Source organism: Roseburia sp. 1XD42-69 (genome assembly GCF_003612565.1).
Lineage (GTDB): Bacteria > Bacillota > Clostridia > Lachnospirales > Lachnospiraceae > Roseburia_B.
The window spans coordinates 19,919-34,841 of sequence record NZ_RAZG01000008.1 but is presented as its reverse complement, the minus strand read 5'-3'; the positions used below and the strand labels follow the sequence as shown (position 1 = coordinate 34,841).

At 44.2% G+C, this 14,923-nt stretch carries 19 protein-coding genes and 1 pseudogene; 19 read left to right on the top strand and 1 reads right to left on the bottom strand.

Going from position 1 to position 14,923, the window contains the following annotated elements:
- Positions 1–5 precede the first annotated feature (5 nt).
- From D7Y06_RS05875 to D7Y06_RS05820, 13 genes and pseudogenes are all read left to right on the top strand, one after another.
- Complete coding sequence (locus D7Y06_RS05875; RefSeq protein WP_120406899.1) at positions 6–341, top strand: DUF6145 family protein; 336 nt, start codon at positions 6–8, stop codon at positions 339–341.
- Positions 342–347: 6 nt separating this feature from the next.
- Complete coding sequence (locus D7Y06_RS05870; RefSeq protein WP_120406898.1) at positions 348–1,115, top strand: type III pantothenate kinase; 768 nt, start codon at positions 348–350, stop codon at positions 1,113–1,115.
- Between the two features lie 12 nt (positions 1,116–1,127).
- Positions 1,128–2,105 carry a tRNA dihydrouridine synthase DusB gene (gene dusB, locus D7Y06_RS05865; protein ID WP_120406897.1) on the top strand — a complete coding sequence of 326 codons (978 nt, stop codon included), beginning with the start codon at positions 1,128–1,130 and terminating at the stop codon, positions 2,103–2,105.
- A 25-nt stretch (positions 2,106–2,130) separates the two neighbouring features.
- Positions 2,131–2,748 carry a hypothetical protein gene (locus tag D7Y06_RS05860; RefSeq protein ID WP_120406896.1) on the top strand — a complete coding sequence of 206 codons (618 nt, stop codon included), beginning with the start codon at positions 2,131–2,133 and terminating at the stop codon, positions 2,746–2,748.
- Between the two features lie 21 nt (positions 2,749–2,769).
- Positions 2,770–3,249, top strand: a complete 480-nt coding sequence (gene greA / locus D7Y06_RS05855) for a transcription elongation factor GreA (RefSeq protein WP_120406895.1) — start codon at positions 2,770–2,772, stop codon at positions 3,247–3,249.
- A 14-nt stretch (positions 3,250–3,263) separates the two neighbouring features.
- Positions 3,264–4,742: pseudogene (lysS, locus tag D7Y06_RS05850) on the top strand (lysine--tRNA ligase); the annotation flags it as partial.
- Between the two features lie 242 nt (positions 4,743–4,984).
- Positions 4,985–5,326 carry a nucleotidyltransferase domain-containing protein gene (locus tag D7Y06_RS05845; protein WP_120406893.1) on the top strand — a complete coding sequence of 114 codons (342 nt, stop codon included), beginning with the start codon at positions 4,985–4,987 and terminating at the stop codon, positions 5,324–5,326.
- A complete protein-coding gene (locus D7Y06_RS05840) occupies positions 5,313–5,720 on the top strand; it encodes a HEPN domain-containing protein (protein ID WP_120406892.1) in 408 nt (135 codons plus the stop codon). The genes D7Y06_RS05845 and D7Y06_RS05840 overlap by 14 nt, the downstream gene beginning before the upstream one ends.
- Before the next feature lie 260 nt (positions 5,721–5,980).
- Entirely contained in the window at positions 5,981–6,259 is a 279-nt protein-coding gene (locus D7Y06_RS05835; RefSeq protein WP_120406891.1) for a Mor transcription activator family protein, read from the top strand.
- Positions 6,260–6,287: 28 nt separating this feature from the next.
- The gene (locus tag D7Y06_RS05830) at positions 6,288–6,749 is read left to right on the top strand and encodes a GTP-binding protein (RefSeq protein WP_120406890.1); all 462 of its coding nucleotides are present in this window, start codon (positions 6,288–6,290) and stop codon (positions 6,747–6,749) included.
- A 46-nt stretch (positions 6,750–6,795) separates the two neighbouring features.
- On the top strand, positions 6,796–7,224 hold the full coding sequence (locus D7Y06_RS05825; RefSeq protein ID WP_120406889.1) for a hypothetical protein: 429 nt from the start codon (positions 6,796–6,798) through the stop codon (positions 7,222–7,224).
- 21 nt (positions 7,225–7,245) lie between these two features.
- Complete coding sequence (locus tag D7Y06_RS25860) at positions 7,246–7,404, top strand: hypothetical protein (protein ID WP_158591262.1); 159 nt, start codon at positions 7,246–7,248, stop codon at positions 7,402–7,404.
- A 47-nt stretch (positions 7,405–7,451) separates the two neighbouring features.
- On the top strand, positions 7,452–10,256 hold the full coding sequence (locus D7Y06_RS05820; RefSeq protein ID WP_120406888.1) for a leucine-rich repeat domain-containing protein: 2,805 nt from the start codon (positions 7,452–7,454) through the stop codon (positions 10,254–10,256).
- 109 nt (positions 10,257–10,365) lie between these two features.
- Here D7Y06_RS05820 and D7Y06_RS05815 read toward each other — a convergent pair whose 3' ends face one another.
- The gene (locus D7Y06_RS05815) at positions 10,366–10,539 is read right to left on the bottom strand and encodes a helix-turn-helix domain-containing protein (RefSeq protein WP_120406887.1); all 174 of its coding nucleotides are present in this window, start codon (positions 10,537–10,539) and stop codon (positions 10,366–10,368) included.
- Between the two features lie 130 nt (positions 10,540–10,669).
- Here D7Y06_RS05815 and D7Y06_RS05810 point away from each other — a divergent pair, with 130 nt between their 5' ends.
- From D7Y06_RS05810 to D7Y06_RS05785, 6 genes are all read left to right on the top strand, one after another.
- On the top strand, positions 10,670–10,855 hold the full coding sequence (locus D7Y06_RS05810; RefSeq protein ID WP_147415591.1) for a hypothetical protein: 186 nt from the start codon (positions 10,670–10,672) through the stop codon (positions 10,853–10,855).
- 259 nt (positions 10,856–11,114) lie between these two features.
- Positions 11,115–12,047: a DUF932 domain-containing protein gene (locus D7Y06_RS05805; RefSeq protein ID WP_120406885.1), complete on the top strand. Its 933-nt coding sequence runs from the start codon at positions 11,115–11,117 to the stop codon at positions 12,045–12,047.
- 61 nt (positions 12,048–12,108) lie between these two features.
- Positions 12,109–13,038: a YqaJ viral recombinase family nuclease gene (locus tag D7Y06_RS05800; protein WP_120406884.1), complete on the top strand. Its 930-nt coding sequence runs from the start codon at positions 12,109–12,111 to the stop codon at positions 13,036–13,038.
- A 17-nt stretch (positions 13,039–13,055) separates the two neighbouring features.
- Positions 13,056–13,766, top strand: coding sequence for a hypothetical protein (locus tag D7Y06_RS05795; RefSeq protein WP_243119122.1), 711 nt, complete (start codon positions 13,056–13,058; stop codon positions 13,764–13,766).
- Positions 13,767–13,783: 17 nt separating this feature from the next.
- Positions 13,784–14,440 carry a DUF5688 family protein gene (locus tag D7Y06_RS05790; RefSeq protein ID WP_120406883.1) on the top strand — a complete coding sequence of 219 codons (657 nt, stop codon included), beginning with the start codon at positions 13,784–13,786 and terminating at the stop codon, positions 14,438–14,440.
- A gap of 116 nt (positions 14,441–14,556) precedes the next feature.
- Entirely contained in the window at positions 14,557–14,841 is a 285-nt protein-coding gene (locus D7Y06_RS05785) for a helix-turn-helix domain-containing protein (protein WP_120406882.1), read from the top strand.
- Positions 14,842–14,923: the final 82 nt, after the last annotated feature.

Genomic DNA, 14,923 nt, shown 5'->3' with positions numbered 1-14,923 from the left:
TGAAGATGGAACAGCAGGAAATTGTATTGTGCGCATCCAGCGCATATGATAAAAAATTTTATTTAAATCCCATATTCCAGGGGATTCCCCAGCGGGTGAGAGACGAGTTAAAAATTATGTGTGTGCTCTTTACGGAAGATGTGGGGGGAATTTTGGAAGTGTTTTTTAACGAGGATGGGGAATTGGAGTTTCGCACATCGGCGGATGAGGGGGATTACCTCTATGATGAAATTGGAAGTGTCTTAAAGGTAAAGGATTTGCAGCGCAGTAAAACAGAGCTGCTGGAGTCTTTGGAAATGTTTTACAGAATTATAATTTTGGGAGAGTTTGAGGAGGAATAAGGCGCTATGCTTTTGACAATAGATGTGGGAAACACAAATTTTACTTTTGGAATTTTTAATGATAGAGAACTGCTGACAACATTTCGCATGACCACCAAGCAGCTTCGCACATCAGACGAGTACGGAATCAGTATTATAGATATGTTAGAGAGGAATCAGATTTCAAAATCGGACATACAGGGAGTCATAATCTCCTCTGTTGTGCCCAATGTCATGCATTCCCTCACCAGTGCCGTGATTAAATATCTGGATATCACCCCTACCATTGTAGGGCCGGGGATTAAGACGGGGATTCGGGTTATGACGGAGAATCCCAAGCAGATTGGTGCGGACAGAATTGTGGACGCAGTGGCGGCCTATGACCTTTACGGCGGCCCGGCCCTTGTCCTTGATTTTGGAACAGCGACCACCTACGATTTGGTGGACGGCAGGGGAGCTTTTGTGGCAGGGGTGACAGCTCCCGGAATCCGCACCAGTGCCCAGGCCCTTTGGAATGAGGCGGCAAAGCTGCCGGAGATTGAGATAAAAAAACCTGCGTCTATTTTGGCCCAGGAAACCATCAGCAGTATGCAGGCAGGATTGGTTTACGGGCAGATTGGCCAGACGGAGTATATTGTGAAGCATATGATAAAAGAGTCCGGTTACGACAACGTAAAAGTAGTGGCTACCGGGGGATTAGGGAGAATTATTGCCAATGAGACGGACTGTATTGATATTTATGACCCTATCCTTACCTTGTCAGGGCTGCGGCTGATTTTTGAAAAACAGAAATAAGAGGGGTAGGAAATGAAACCGCTTAAAATCGGCAGCGTAACACTGGAAAACAATTTAATTTTAGGGCCTATGGCAGGGGTAACAGACCTGCCATTTCGCTTGCTGTGCAAAGAGCAGGGGGCGGGGCTGATCTGTATGGAGATGGTGAGCGCAAAAGCCATTTTTTATAAAAATAAAAATACGGAAGAACTTTTGGAAATCCATGAAAATGAGCGTCCGGTTTCCCTGCAGCTTTTTGGTTCAGACCCGGAAATTATCAGTGAGATGGCAAAACAGATAGAGGAGCGGCCCTTTGATATTTTAGATATCAATATGGGATGTCCGGTGCCAAAGGTGGTAAATAACGGGGACGGTTCCGCCCTTATGAAAGACCCTGTTCTGGCAGGAAAAATTATAGAAAAGACGGCCAGGGCCATAAGTAAGCCTGTGACGGTGAAAATTCGGAAAGGGTTTGATGAAAACCATATCAATGCCGTGGAACTTGCCCATATTGCGGAAGAATCCGGCGCTGCGGCAGTTGCGGTTCACGGGCGAACCAGGGAGCAGTACTATTCCGGGAAGGCGGACTGGGATATAATCCGCCAGGTAAAGGAGGCTGTCTCCATACCGGTGATTGGAAACGGGGATTTGTTTTCCGGGGCGGATGTGGCCGCCATGGAAGAAATAACCGGGTGCGACGGGTTTATGGTTGCACGGGCTGCCCAGGGAAACCCCTGGATTTTTAAACAGATGCTAACTTACCTTGAGACCGGGGAGGAAATGGCAAAACCTGATTTTAAAGAAATGACGGATATGCTCTTGCGCCACGCAGCACTTCTTTTGGAATATAAGGGGGAATATACGGGAATCCGGGAAATGCGGAAACATGCGGCCTGGTATACCGCAGGATATCCCCATTCATCGAAATTGCGGGGAAGGATAAACGAAGTGGAAAATTTTACGGAGCTTAAGGCTCTATTTCAGGAAGTCCTGTCATATAATACACCGTAATCGTTTGTGGATTTGAGGTGTTGCAATGAAGAAAAATCCTTTCTGTTTGGGCATTTGGAATAAAATGCGCAGCTTGTGGAAAAAATGCGGTGAGGCACCGGAAGCAGAAAAATCAGAAGAAAAACGGGACAATCCTTTTCTTCCCTATATCCGGGAGATTTTAGAGAAAGTGCTTTTGGAGAAAAAAATCAGCTACCGGGATTTTTTCCCTGTTCTCATTGACGGGGAGGAGCCGGAAAAAACCCTTTTTGCGGCTAAAGAACTGGGGGAAGATTTAAACCGCATGGCCATATTTACAGACAGGCCCGAATATTTTGAAAACTACAGGGATATGATGTATGAGGAACAAGGACTTATTATAGAAGTTTTCCCAAAAGAAAAGGACAGATTATCGGCTTTTTTGGGGTCAGGGGAGTCCTGTCAGGTATTTCTTGATTTTGAACGGGAGGAAAAACTAATGTTTCAGGCCCTGTTCGGAGAGAAAATTTATATCCCCATATTTAAAAAGCCATGGGAAAGGGCAGGAAATATTGACATTGCCCTGCCTATCGGGTATAATACAATGATTGTCAGTGGCATAAATTTTGAGGAGACACGGCCTGTTTTAGACAAATTTGAACGGGCTTTTTACGGTAAAGAATAATGAGGAAAGGTAGAAAAAGGAATGGATAAAAAAAATATTTTAACGTATCAGGGATTGAAAAAGTTAGAGGATGAGTTACAGGATTTAAAAGTAGTTAAGAGAAAAGATGTGGCCCAGAAAATCAAAGAGGCCAGAGAGCAGGGGGATTTATCCGAGAACGCAGAGTACGACGCTGCAAAAGACGAGCAGAGGGATATTGAGGCCCGTATCGAAGAGATTGAAAAAATCTTAAAAAATGCGGAAGTGGTTGTGGAAGAGGAAGTGGAGCTGGATAAAATCAGCATTGGCTGTACCGTCCACATTTTAGATTGCGAGTTTGACGAGGAATTAGAGTATAAAATTGTGGGTTCCACGGAGGCAAACAGCCTGAAAGGGAAAATTTCCAATGAGTCCCCCGTGGGCCGGGCGCTTATGGGAGCCAAGGTAGGAGATACTGTCACAGTGGAGACACAGGTAGGAGAATTGTCATATAAAGTTTTGGAAATTCAGCGTTCCATGTAAAACAGGAGGATAAAATGGCAGAGCAGAAGAATGTACAGGAGCAGGATATTAATCAGCTTATAAAGGTGCGGCATGAGAAATTGCAGGAGCTTCAGGAAAACGGGAAAGACCCGTTCCGGATTACGAAATTTGACGTAAGCCACCACAGCATGGAGATTAAAGAGAATTATGATTCTTTAGAAGAACAGCAGGTTACCATTGCGGGACGTATGATGTTTAAACGCGTGATGGGGAAAGCGTCTTTTTGTAATGTGACGGATCTTAAGGGGAATATTCAGGCATATGTGGCAAGGGACAGCATCGGTGAGGATTCCTACAAGGACTTTAAAAAATATGATGTGGGAGATATCCTTGGAATTACCGGGGAAGTGTTTAAAACCAAAACCGGTGAAATTTCTGTCCATGCATCTTCTGTTACACTGTTGTCAAAGAGCCTTCAGATTTTGCCGGAGAAATTTCACGGTCTTACGGATACGGATATGAGATACCGTCAGCGCTATGTGGATTTGATTATGAACGCTGAGGTGAAGGATACCTTTATTAAGCGTTCCAAAGTAATCAGCAGTATCCGCAGGTATCTGGACGGGGAAGGTTTTATGGAAGTGGAGACTCCCATGTTGGTTTCCAATGCAGGAGGGGCGGCGGCGAGGCCCTTTGAGACCCATTTTAATGCCTTAAACGAGGATTTGAAGCTTCGGATTTCCCTGGAACTTTATTTAAAGCGCCTGATTGTAGGGGGCATGGAGCGGGTGTATGAGATTGGCCGGGTATTCCGCAACGAGGGATTAGATACCAGGCATAACCCGGAGTTCACCCTTATGGAGTTATATCAGGCGTACACGGATTATCACGGTATGATGGATTTGACGGAAAATTTGTACCGTTATGTGGCAAAAGAGGTAACAGGTTCCCTTGTACTTAAGTATGGGGAGCATGAGATGGATTTGTCCAAACCTTTTGAACGTCTTACTATGGTGGAGGCGGTGAAGAAGTATGCCAATGTGGATTTCAACGATATTCATTCTACAGAGGATGCGAAGAAACTGGCAGATGAACACCATATTGAGTATGAGGACAGGCATGGGAAAGGAGATATTTTAAATCTGTTTTTTGAGGAGTATGTGGAGGATCATTTGATTCAGCCTACTTTTATTATGGATCATCCCGTTGAGATTTCGCCTCTTACGAAGAAAAAGCCGGAGAACCCGGAGTATGTGGAGCGTTTTGAGTTCTTTATGAACGGTTGGGAAATGGCCAATGCATATTCTGAGCTCAATGACCCCATTGACCAGAGAGCACGTTTTGAGGCCCAGGAGAAGCTTTTGGCAGCGGGGGACGAAGAGGCAAACCATACGGATGAGGATTTCTTAAATGCACTTTGTATTGGAATGCCGCCTACCGGGGGGATTGGATTTGGAATTGATCGGATGGTGATGATGATGACAGATTCGCCGGCGATTAGGGATGTGTTGTTGTTCCCGACGATGAAGACTTTGGAGAAATAAGTGAGGCGGGGAAACCTTTAAAATCAAGGGCTTTGGGATTTGCGGGCGTAAAAATATTTACGCCTGTACGCCCAATTTACGCCCAAATTTTTAAAAGATGTAAAAAAATATGGGAATCTATAAAAAATAGGAAAATTCATATTATATAAAGTGGCAGAGATTTTGGCGTAAAGGCTGACGTTGCTTATTCTATTGAGAATCCATTTTGCAAGAGCGAAGGGAGGGAAACCATGCCGATATCGACAAATATTCTGCTTGGGCAGTATGTAGAAGAAGTAAAGAAAATATATGGAGAGCGGTTAAAGTCTGTAATCCTGTACGGTTCTTACGCAAGAGGTGATTTCAGACCGGATTCAGATATTGATATTGTGATATTGGTTGATTTGGCGGATATGGAGATTGAAAAGTACAGCAAGCAGTTGTCATGGTCTACCTATGATTTCAACGAGGAGCATGACACGGATATTAAGCCCATAGCAAAGAGCAATACCCATTTTAAGAAGTGGCTGGGAATTCATCCTTTTTATACAAATGTGCAAAAGGAAGGGGTGGAATTGTATGGAAGAGCCTGAAAGGGGAAGTATCGGTGGTTTAGTGCGCTATCGTATTGAAACAGCGAAGAGTGATTTGCTGTCGGTCAATATTCTGTTGACAGAGGGAGAATACCGGGGAGCCAATAACCGGGCTTGTTATGTGGTTTATTATGCTATATCGGCTGTTCATGCTTTAGATGGGAAGTCATATAAGCGTCACAAAGACACATTGGCTAATTTTAACAAGGATTATGTAAAGACGGAAATTTTTCCTAAAGCCTTTGGAAGACGGATTGCACGTGCAGAACAAATCCGCCATGCCAGTGATTATGATGATTTTTATATTGCTACAAAAGAAAAAGCGGAAGAACAGATTCTGACTGCAAAAGAATTGATTGGGCAAATAGAGGATTACTGTGCGGAAAGAATGTAGAATCAGATATGTAAACAAGATACAGGGGATAGGATGTAAAACATATACGCTTGTATCTTTGAATATTAGAGTATGTTGAAAATGAAAAAATCTATAAAAGCAGGTTGGCAGGAACCCATAAGATGTTTAAGTCTTATGGGTTCTTTTTAGTTTTAAAAATAGTTAGCCAAGTTAAAAGAGCAATTTACAAGTAGAAATTACAGTGCATTTTATTAGTGTGAACTGCAATTTGAAAATATTATAATTTGAACATAAGAGAGGTGAGCATATTGAAGAAATTATTGGATGCTACTACAGAAGATTTGGCAGGTATTTATAAGGAATTGGCGGAGACTGTGGGCATTGATAATGCGCATGAAATCTATCTTCACTTCAAAGGTATGCAGATGATGTTTCCACGCAGATTTTATTCTCATAAGTACATTGCACAGCAGATTGTGAAAGAACGTGAAGAGGGGGTGAGTGTCCGTTGCCTGGTTCAGAAATATGGATTATGTGAGAGCAGAGTGAGACAGATTCTAAGAGAAGATAATCAATAAAAATTTTAAGCAGTAGAAGGAGAAAAATATGAGCAAGTCTAAAGTACATATGCCGAAAGAACTGAAAAAAAGGTGTCAGTTGGTAATACATTCCGCAACAGCAGCGTCCGCTGCGGCAGGTGCTATTCCGATACCCATGTCTGATGCCATACCGATAACCGCAGCACAAATAGGTATGATTATTGCATTAGGGAAAGAATTTGACATAACATTGTCTGATGCTGCGGCAAAATCTATTCTGGGGGTTGGGGTGACTCAACAAGCAGGCCGGGCAGTGGCATCCAATCTCCTCAAAGCGGTGCCAGGTGTAGGAACAGTAGTTGGAGGATTTATCGGTGCATCTACAGCGGCGGCATTAACAGAAGCATTAGGCTGGGTTATAGCTGATGATTTTTATAGAATGTCCCAGGGTGAAAACCCAGAAAATATTGTTGAGACTGCAGGTGAATTGAAAAGCGCATTTGAAGGATTAAGATTTTCGAATAAGTGATTGGATACAAGGATAAATGGAACATTAGAAGCGATAGGAGAAAAATATGCGAAAATTCATGCGTAGGAAAAAGGAGCAAGACCGGGTAATAGTCACAACAAAAGAGCAATTAAAAACGGCGGTAAATCAAAAGAAAGAGCATATTGAAATTCAGGGAGATTTGGCCAGAAAGCTGCGATGGATAGGTTTGCTGTCGCCCCGTAAAATTGCCGCTTTAACAGTAGCTTTGGCAACAGCAGCAGGAGTTGCAACAATAGGAGTTACTACGGTAGGAGCGCCCGTAGCAATAGGAGGAGCGGCGGTTTCTATTACAGCGGCATCGGCTGCACCGATTATAGAAATTACGGGAGGAGAGATGGCTGCGACAATTCTGGCATCAGGGGTTGCGGTAGCTTTGCTTTTGTCTATCCTCAAAGGATATGAGGTGGAAGTAAAGTATAATGGAGCATCCATGTGTTTAAGAAGAAAAAATTAATTTTATCAGGAGGAAATCAAAGTGCGAAAAACAAGGAAGGATTGTACCGTGGGTGCATTTGAAAAGAATCATGGTTTGCCGCCAGGAACGATTCGGAATCCGGATGGAAGGGATACACGTGCGGACAAAAAGATAGGAACGATTCGGAAAGAATATGAAAAAGGGCAGAAAGGCAAATGATGTATGTTTTTTTGTTAATGTAAGATTAAAGAACAGGAGGAAGAGCGATGAAAAAACAAAAGTTTATGCTAAAAATCATGTGGATGTTGATGATTGTATTTGTGATTGGCGTTGTACCATGCGGATTAGAAGCGAAAGCGTCCATTGTAGACAGCGGAACTTGCGGGGCAGAGGGGAATGAAGAAAATGTGACATGGACCGTAGACAGCGGGGAGAGGATACTTACCGTTTCTGGACAAGGCGCTATAAAGGATTATGCGGATTTTTATAGTGGGATGAAAGCACCCTGGCATCAGTATAGAAGAAAAATAGATAAAATAGTAATTGAAGAAGGCATTACTTGTATTGGAGAGTGTGCATTTGGAGAAATGTTGGAAACGGAATTAGTTTTGCCGACATCTTCTTTGAAGGAGATAAAGAGTGGTGCATTTATGTGGAATTCAAATCTAAGAGAAATAGATTTACCAGAAACCATTACGGTGTTAGGGGGAGGTGTTTTTCAAGGTTGTAAAGGTTTGTCTGAAATAGAAATACCTGGTTCTATCAAGCATGTGCCGTATGGTGCTATGGATATGACTAATCTGAAAAAGGTAGTTTTACATGAAGGTGTAGTTTCGACTGGGAAGGATTGGTTTGGAGTCTATCCTCCCCATCCATGCTTGACCAGAGTATACTTACCAGAAACATTGGAGCAAATGGATGCGGAGTTTATGGCGGAAAGTCAGTTGGATGAAGTAATGATTTGTGGGAAATCAGAGGCAGCCCGTAGAGCTGCTGCTACTAAACTTGTTCCATATTTGGATATGCTAAAAAAACATGACATAAGTAGTGCAGAAATAGTCATGTTAGGATATTATACAACTGGAGGAAAAGCGCCTGAGGACGGAGTAATTTTTGGAGGAGAAGAAATTGAATATGTAGGGGCAGAACTTAGGCCAATGTTAAGAGTGAAATATACACTCGAAGATGGAAATCAGGTATTGTTGCAAGAGGGAAATGAATATGAAATTATTTATGCAAATAATATTGAGCCAGGAAAATCCACTGTTACAGTGAGAGGAAAAGGAAACTTTTTTGGAGAGAAGTCTGTAAACTTTGATATTTATGCATTGATTAAGGATTGTGATGTGAATTTGTCGTATACATCCATTCAATATGACGGGACAGAAAAGAAGCCAGTGGTAGAAGTGCTGCATAAAGGAAAAAGATTGAAAGAAGGAGAAAATTATCTGTTAGAGTATGAAAATAATATAGAAGAGGGGACAGCCAAGGTAATAATAACTGGTAAGAATGGTTATAGAGGGAGTCAGATATTGACTTACCAGATATATAAAAAATCCATAATAGAATGTGATATAAATTTATCTTATGAATCAGTCCAATATGACGGAACAGAGAAAAAGCCGGATGTAGAAGTGTCATATAAAGGCAAAAAGCTAGAAGAGGGAGTGGACTATGCATTAGAGTATGCGGATAATGTAGAGGAGGGAGAAGCTAAGGTAACAATAACAGGAAAGGGTGGCTATAAAGAGACTAAAATCTTAACTTATAAAATATATAAAATTGCAGTAGAAAATTGTGATATAAATCTCTCTTATGAATCAGTCCAATATGACGGAACAGAGAAGATGCCAGTGGTAGAAGTGGCTTATCAGGGTAAAGAGTTGAAAGAGGGAACAGATTATACACTATCCTATGCAAATAATATAGAGGAAGGAACAGCCCAGGCAATAATAACCGGAATAGGTGCTTACAAAGGGACAAAAGTTGTAACCTATCAGATATATAAAAATTCCATAGAACAATGTAAAGTAAACCTGGCATACACATCTGTCCAAGCAGATGGAACCGAAAAAAAACCAGCAGTAACTGTTAAAGATAAAATGGGGAATTTCTTGCAGGAAAACATAGATTATACTCTGGAATATCAGGATACAGTATATCCGGGTCAGGCAACTGTAAAAGTGTCAGGAAAGAATCTCTATAAAGGGACGAAAAGTGTACCATATCAGATTGAGGGAATTTCCATAGAAGGTGCAGAGTTCGTACTCAATGAAACCATTTTTACCTACGACGGTTCTGCGAAAAGACCTTCGGTAAGTGTAACTTTAGAGGGAAAGGCTTTGATACTGGGAACCGATTATCAGGTAAGCTATAAGGACAACGTGAATGAGGGAACTGCATATGCAATTATTGAGGGAACTGGCATCTATACAGGAGCGGTCAGCATGAGTTTCACAATCCTGCCATACAGTGCCGGGAAAGAAAGTGTCTACAGTCAGGGCGACACTTTCCTCAGCGGGAATTTCGTGTATGAAGTGATGGACGACGAGGCCCTTGAAGTGGAGGTAAGCAGCACTTCAAAGAAAAATCTGACGAAAGCAGTGATTCCTGCCACTATTAAGTGTGAGGGCATTACCTACAAGGTTACATCCATCGGGCAGAAAGCGTTCTACAAAAATACGAAAATAAAGAGTGTGGAAGTAGGAAACAATGTAACAAGCATTGAAAATTATGCATTTTACGGCTGTAAAAACATGGCTTCTTTAAAATTGGGGAAAAAGGTAGAGGTTATCGGCTCTTCTGCATTCCGAAAATGTACAAAGCTGACAGCAGTCACCCTTCCAAAGAGCATGGAAGAATTGGGGAAAAACGCATTTTATGGCTGTTCCAAGTTAAAAACCATTACCATTAATGCCAATTCCGTGATTGACATAGAAGAAGGGGCGATTAAAGGAATTTCTAACAAGGCAGTGATTAAAGTGCCAAAGAAGCATTATAAAAAATATCAGAAGAAACTTACAAGCAGAACGGGCTACAAGAAAAAGACTATGAAGTTAAAGAAAAAATAGGAAAATATTATTTTATTTTTATGACGGATGAAAACAGGAGAGGCTCTTTCGGGCCTCTCCTGTTACTTGATTTCAAATAAGGAATACAGGCCGGGAGAAAATATCCTGCCTATCTGTGGCGCAGATATTCTATTACAGCCGATTTTGGGATTTTCCAGCGGTTCCCAATCTTAAAAGCATATATCTGCCCACTATGTATCAGATACAGCAAAGTGTTTTTCCCAACTTTTAAAAGCATCCGGCATTCCTTAAAGGTCATGATATCAGGTGTTTTTTCAAACATAACAGGCCTCCTTTGTGGGTTGAAAAATCGTTTGTTTTGGTTTATCTTAGTTTATATCAGTGTTTATTGGTTTCACACTCTATGTTTAGGAAACACAGTTGTGAAAGAGATGTGGCAGGGAGGAAATTGTATGGACAGGAAAGAGTTAAACATCAGGAAAGCTGGTATTGTAAGCCCATCTCCCGTTTGGACAAATATGTGCCCGTATTGCAGGGAAAAGTTGTCAAAAGCCGAAGTTTTAAAACGGAAGGTGAGAAAGGTATGCAGGTGTAAAAACTGTGGAAAGACGATTGATGAACGCTATATTATTTATTAAAAGGGATATGGAAAAGCTGCTGCTTATTGTTGGCAGTTTTTTTATGTCCCACCGGAGCTTAAAAAAGCGCAAAACCCCTTGAAATGCTGATACATTATCTTCCTGTAACAAGGCATAATGCTATTGCAGGTGCCAAAATAAAAAAAGCAGGAGGATAACGAAATGAAAAAGACAGTGACAGAGGTTTTGAAACTTGTTGGGAAAGCGGCGGCCAAGGTGGTCATCTGGATGGCCGGGAAGCTGGAAGGGGGGAAATGAGATGGCGGCAGAAGTGGAATCCATGTTCTACACAAGGCAGGCCCCCTGGCATGGGCTTGGGACTATGGTAAGGGATGCGCCCACTTCCATGGATGCCTTAAAGCTTGCCGGGCTTGACTGGAAGGTTGTCCAGCGGGAGCTTTTTACACCGGAGGGAATCTTAGCGGCAGGCTTTCAGGCAAACGTAAGGGAGAAGGACGGGAAAGTCCTTGGCGTGGTGACAGACCGCTACAGGGTTGTCCAGAATGAGGAGGCATTCGCCTTTACGGACGCCCTCTTAGGGGAAGGGGTGCGTTATGAGACGGCAGGCTCCCTCCAGGGCGGCAGGCGCACCTGGATACTGGCAAGGCTCCCCCAGCGCTACATTGTAAACGGGGATGAGATAACCCCCTACCTGGTATTCATGAACAGCCATGACGGGACGGGGGCTATAAAGGCGGCCATGACCCCCATCCGGGTGGTGTGCCAGAATACCTTAAACCTTGCCCTAAAGACGGCAAAAAGGTGCTGGTCTGCCCACCATACCGGGGACATCCGGGGGAAGATGGAAGAGGCCAGGGACACCCTTTTGTATGCGGATGCCTACATGGCGGAGCTTGGGAAGGAGATTGACAGCTTAAACCGGATAAAGGTTACAGACAGGCAGGTTTATGAATACATAGACCTGCTTTTCCCATTTCCGGAGAACGGGAGCGGGCAGCAGAAGAAAAACATGGAAAAGATGAAGGAGGACATGAAGATGCGGTATTTTGACGCCCCGGACTTAAAAAGCACAGGGAAGAACGCCTACCGCTTCTTAAATGCAGTGTCCGATTTTGCCACCCATGCAAAGCCCTTAAAAGAGCGGGCGAATTTCAGGGAAAGCCTGTTTGCAAGGACGGTGGACGGGAACCCAGTGATTGACCGGGCTTACCAGATGGTAAAGGCGGCGTAGCGGAAAAAGGCGGGGGCTGCCCGTCTTTTTCAAAAGAAGCAGGAAATGACAGGAGGCATATATGGAAGTATTGGTAAAAACGGCAGATTTGAGCCGGGAGGAATGGCTTAGGTGGAGGACAAAGGGCATAGGCGGTTCGGACGCATCCATTATCGCAGGGCTGAACCCATATAAGTCCGTATACCAGCTCTGGCAGGAAAAAAGGGGAATGATGCCTTTCGAGGAGGCAGAGAATGATTTTACCCATTTCGGAAAAGTCTTAGAGCCCGTGGTAAAAAGGGAGTTCATGTTAAGGACGGGACTTAAGGTAAGGGCAAAGAAAGCGATTTTAAGGAGCAGTGAATACCCCTTTATGCTGGCAGACCTGGACGGGGTCATCTATGAATTTGGCCGGATGTGCCTCTTTGAGGCAAAGACAGCCTCCGCCTATAAACAGGGGGTGTGGGAAGAGGGTGTCCCCGGGGAGTATATGCTCCAAATCCAGCATTACATGGCAGTGACCGGGGCAGGGAAAGCCTATATTGCGGCACTGGTGGGAGGAAACCATTTCTTCTTCCATGAAGTGTTAAGGGATGAGGAAATGATAGGGAAGATTATTTCCATGGAAGCATACTTCTGGGAGAATTATGTGCTGGCAGGGAAAGAGCCGCCTCCGGACGGCTCCAAGGCCACCGCTTCCTATTTAAACAAAAGATACGGCATATCCAACGGGAAGTCCATAGAGCTTCCCGGGGAAGCCCTGTCTGTTTTTCAAAGGTATGACGAGATAACCGGGCAGTTAGAAGAACTTTCGGCCCGGAAGGAGGCAGTCTGCAATGAGTTAAAGTATTTATTAAAAGAGAACGAGGAAGGAACTGCAGGGGAACGGAAAGTTACTTGGAAAGAGGTAAAGACCACGTCCTTTGACAGAAAGAGGCTTAAGGAGGAGGAGCCGGAGATATACGGGAAATATATATTGACGGGGAGCTGCAGGAGGCTTCATGTAGCGTGATTTTAAGGAGGGAACAGATGGAGGATGTAAAGATACGGCTGTTAAAGGCCGGGGAAATTGAGTGCAGGGTGGGGACAATCAGTGAAAACGGATTGTCCCTGCTTCTTTATAAGGATGCCAGGGCAGACCAGAGGATACTGGACGAGGCCTTTGGATGCTTCGGGTGGAAAAGGAGCCACCAGTCCATAGACGGGAGGCTGTACTGCACCGTGGAGGTCTGGGATGGGAAAAAGAAGGAGTGGATAGGGAAACAGGACGTTGGGACGGCAGGCAGTGCGGAAAAGGAAAAAGGGCAGGCTTCGGACAGCTTTAAAAGGGCCTGCGTCTGTGTGGGAATCGGCCGGGAACTCTATACGGCCCCCTTTATCTGGGTGCCTGCAGGGAAGTGCAGGATACAAAAGAACGGGGAAAAATATGCCACCCCGGACAGGTTTTCGGTAAAGGAGATTTCCTATAATGGAAACCGGGAGATTGCAGGGCTTAAAATCGTAAACCAGAAGGGGATGGAGGTATACAGCATGAAAAACCCTGCCCCACTGGTTGGGGAGATGGAGCCGCCTTTGAAAGAAGAATGGATGGAAGAGTTTCAAAAGGAGCTTGACCGAACCGGGGTGGCGTTAGATGCAGTCCTAAAGCGTTACGGCATTTCCAGTGAGGAAAACATGACCTCTGAAATATACGACAGGGCCATGAGGAGCTTAAAAAGGACGAAAACAAAGGCGGCGTGAGGAAAGGAAGGGGAAAAATGCAGAGAAAAGAGTATAAATTAAAAGTATGGGTAGGCCAGATGCTGTTCCGGTTTACCAACAGGGAGCGGAATCAGGAGTTTTTAAAGACCCATCCCCACATCCCGGTAAATGAAAACCTGGCAGTTTCCTTCCTGGCTATGGACATGAGGAACAAGTGGCACATAAAGTTTACCGATGCGGATGAGGGATTTATAGAAAAAATGTGGGGGAAGCCAGTGGATGAACTGTACCCCCTGGTGCTGGAAAACACCATGAGGCTGCTCCCCCCAAGCCTCATCCCCCTGGAAGAGCTTTTGGAGGAGGTTGTAAAAGACCGGGGGATGCATTTGGAGGAACTGCCGGAAGGGTTCCCAAAGATGTATGTCCTGACCAATCTCCTGAAAAGGTATGGGGCGGCAGCCCTTTTATACCCCGGGACGTTAAAGAAGGCGGGGGAAGTGCTTGGGAGTGATTTTGCCATCCTTCCCTCGAGCATCCATGAGGTGCTGCTTTTGCCGGGGGAGTTTGGGAGGAAAGACCTGGAGAATTTTGCAGACATGGTGCGTTATGTGAACCGGGAGCATGTGGAGGACTGGGATGTGCTGGATGACACGGTTTATTTTTATAAGAGGGACGGGGACAGGCTTTTTCGGCCCCTGGAAGAAGAGCCGTAAGGGGAATGGGAGGGGGGAAGGCTGGTGTGAAAAAACCAGCTTTTCCCGGCCTCTTCTTGACTGTTCCGAAATGTCCATTTATAATAATGGACAACAGGACTTAAGGGAGGACAGGGATGGAGGATATAAGGGAATTAAAAGAACAGGTCAAATCTTTGGAGAAGAGGGTGGAGGTGCTGGAAGCGGTGCTAAACGGCAAGATGGCCCGGAAACCAGGGCGGAAGCCTAAGCTGTCAGTTGCCCAGAGGGATGAAATCATCCGGAAACATGCTGCAGGGAGTTCCTATGCCAAACTGGCAGGGGAGTATTCTGTGGGCAGGACAACAATATGCAATATCTGTAACGGATATGGGAAAAGGGAGGCAGAGGAAGATATCATAATACCTGTTACCCGCTGTTAAAGACGGCCAGGCAGTATTTTTGTGGAATTATTACAATTCCATGTTTTAGTATAAAAATTTTTGGCCTGTTATTGATTTTCCC

Bases quoted from the DNA above. Each gene is read 5' to 3' on its own strand.
- D7Y06_RS05875 (WP_120406899.1), top strand. From the start codon at position 6: ATGGAACAGCAGGAAATTGTATTGTGCGCATCCAGCGCATATGATAAA.
- D7Y06_RS05870 (WP_120406898.1), top strand. From the start codon at position 348: ATGCTTTTGACAATAGATGTGGGAAACACAAATTTTACTTTTGGAATT.
- dusB (WP_120406897.1), top strand. From the start codon at position 1,128: ATGAAACCGCTTAAAATCGGCAGCGTAACACTGGAAAACAATTTAATT.
- D7Y06_RS05860 (WP_120406896.1), top strand. From the start codon at position 2,131: ATGAAGAAAAATCCTTTCTGTTTGGGCATTTGGAATAAAATGCGCAGC.
- greA (WP_120406895.1), top strand. From the start codon at position 2,770: ATGGATAAAAAAAATATTTTAACGTATCAGGGATTGAAAAAGTTAGAG.
- D7Y06_RS05845 (WP_120406893.1), top strand. From the start codon at position 4,985: ATGCCGATATCGACAAATATTCTGCTTGGGCAGTATGTAGAAGAAGTA.
- D7Y06_RS05840 (WP_120406892.1), top strand. From the start codon at position 5,313: ATGGAAGAGCCTGAAAGGGGAAGTATCGGTGGTTTAGTGCGCTATCGT.
- D7Y06_RS05830 (WP_120406890.1), top strand. From the start codon at position 6,288: ATGAGCAAGTCTAAAGTACATATGCCGAAAGAACTGAAAAAAAGGTGT.
- D7Y06_RS05825 (WP_120406889.1), top strand. From the start codon at position 6,796: ATGCGAAAATTCATGCGTAGGAAAAAGGAGCAAGACCGGGTAATAGTC.
- D7Y06_RS05820 (WP_120406888.1), top strand. From the start codon at position 7,452: ATGAAAAAACAAAAGTTTATGCTAAAAATCATGTGGATGTTGATGATT.
- D7Y06_RS05815 (WP_120406887.1), bottom strand. From the start codon at position 10,539: ATGTTTGAAAAAACACCTGATATCATGACCTTTAAGGAATGCCGGATG.
- D7Y06_RS05810 (WP_147415591.1), top strand. From the start codon at position 10,670: ATGGACAGGAAAGAGTTAAACATCAGGAAAGCTGGTATTGTAAGCCCA.
- D7Y06_RS05805 (WP_120406885.1), top strand. From the start codon at position 11,115: ATGGCGGCAGAAGTGGAATCCATGTTCTACACAAGGCAGGCCCCCTGG.
- D7Y06_RS05800 (WP_120406884.1), top strand. From the start codon at position 12,109: ATGGAAGTATTGGTAAAAACGGCAGATTTGAGCCGGGAGGAATGGCTT.
- D7Y06_RS05795 (WP_243119122.1), top strand. From the start codon at position 13,056: ATGGAGGATGTAAAGATACGGCTGTTAAAGGCCGGGGAAATTGAGTGC.
- D7Y06_RS05790 (WP_120406883.1), top strand. From the start codon at position 13,784: ATGCAGAGAAAAGAGTATAAATTAAAAGTATGGGTAGGCCAGATGCTG.
- D7Y06_RS05785 (WP_120406882.1), top strand. From the start codon at position 14,557: ATGGAGGATATAAGGGAATTAAAAGAACAGGTCAAATCTTTGGAGAAG.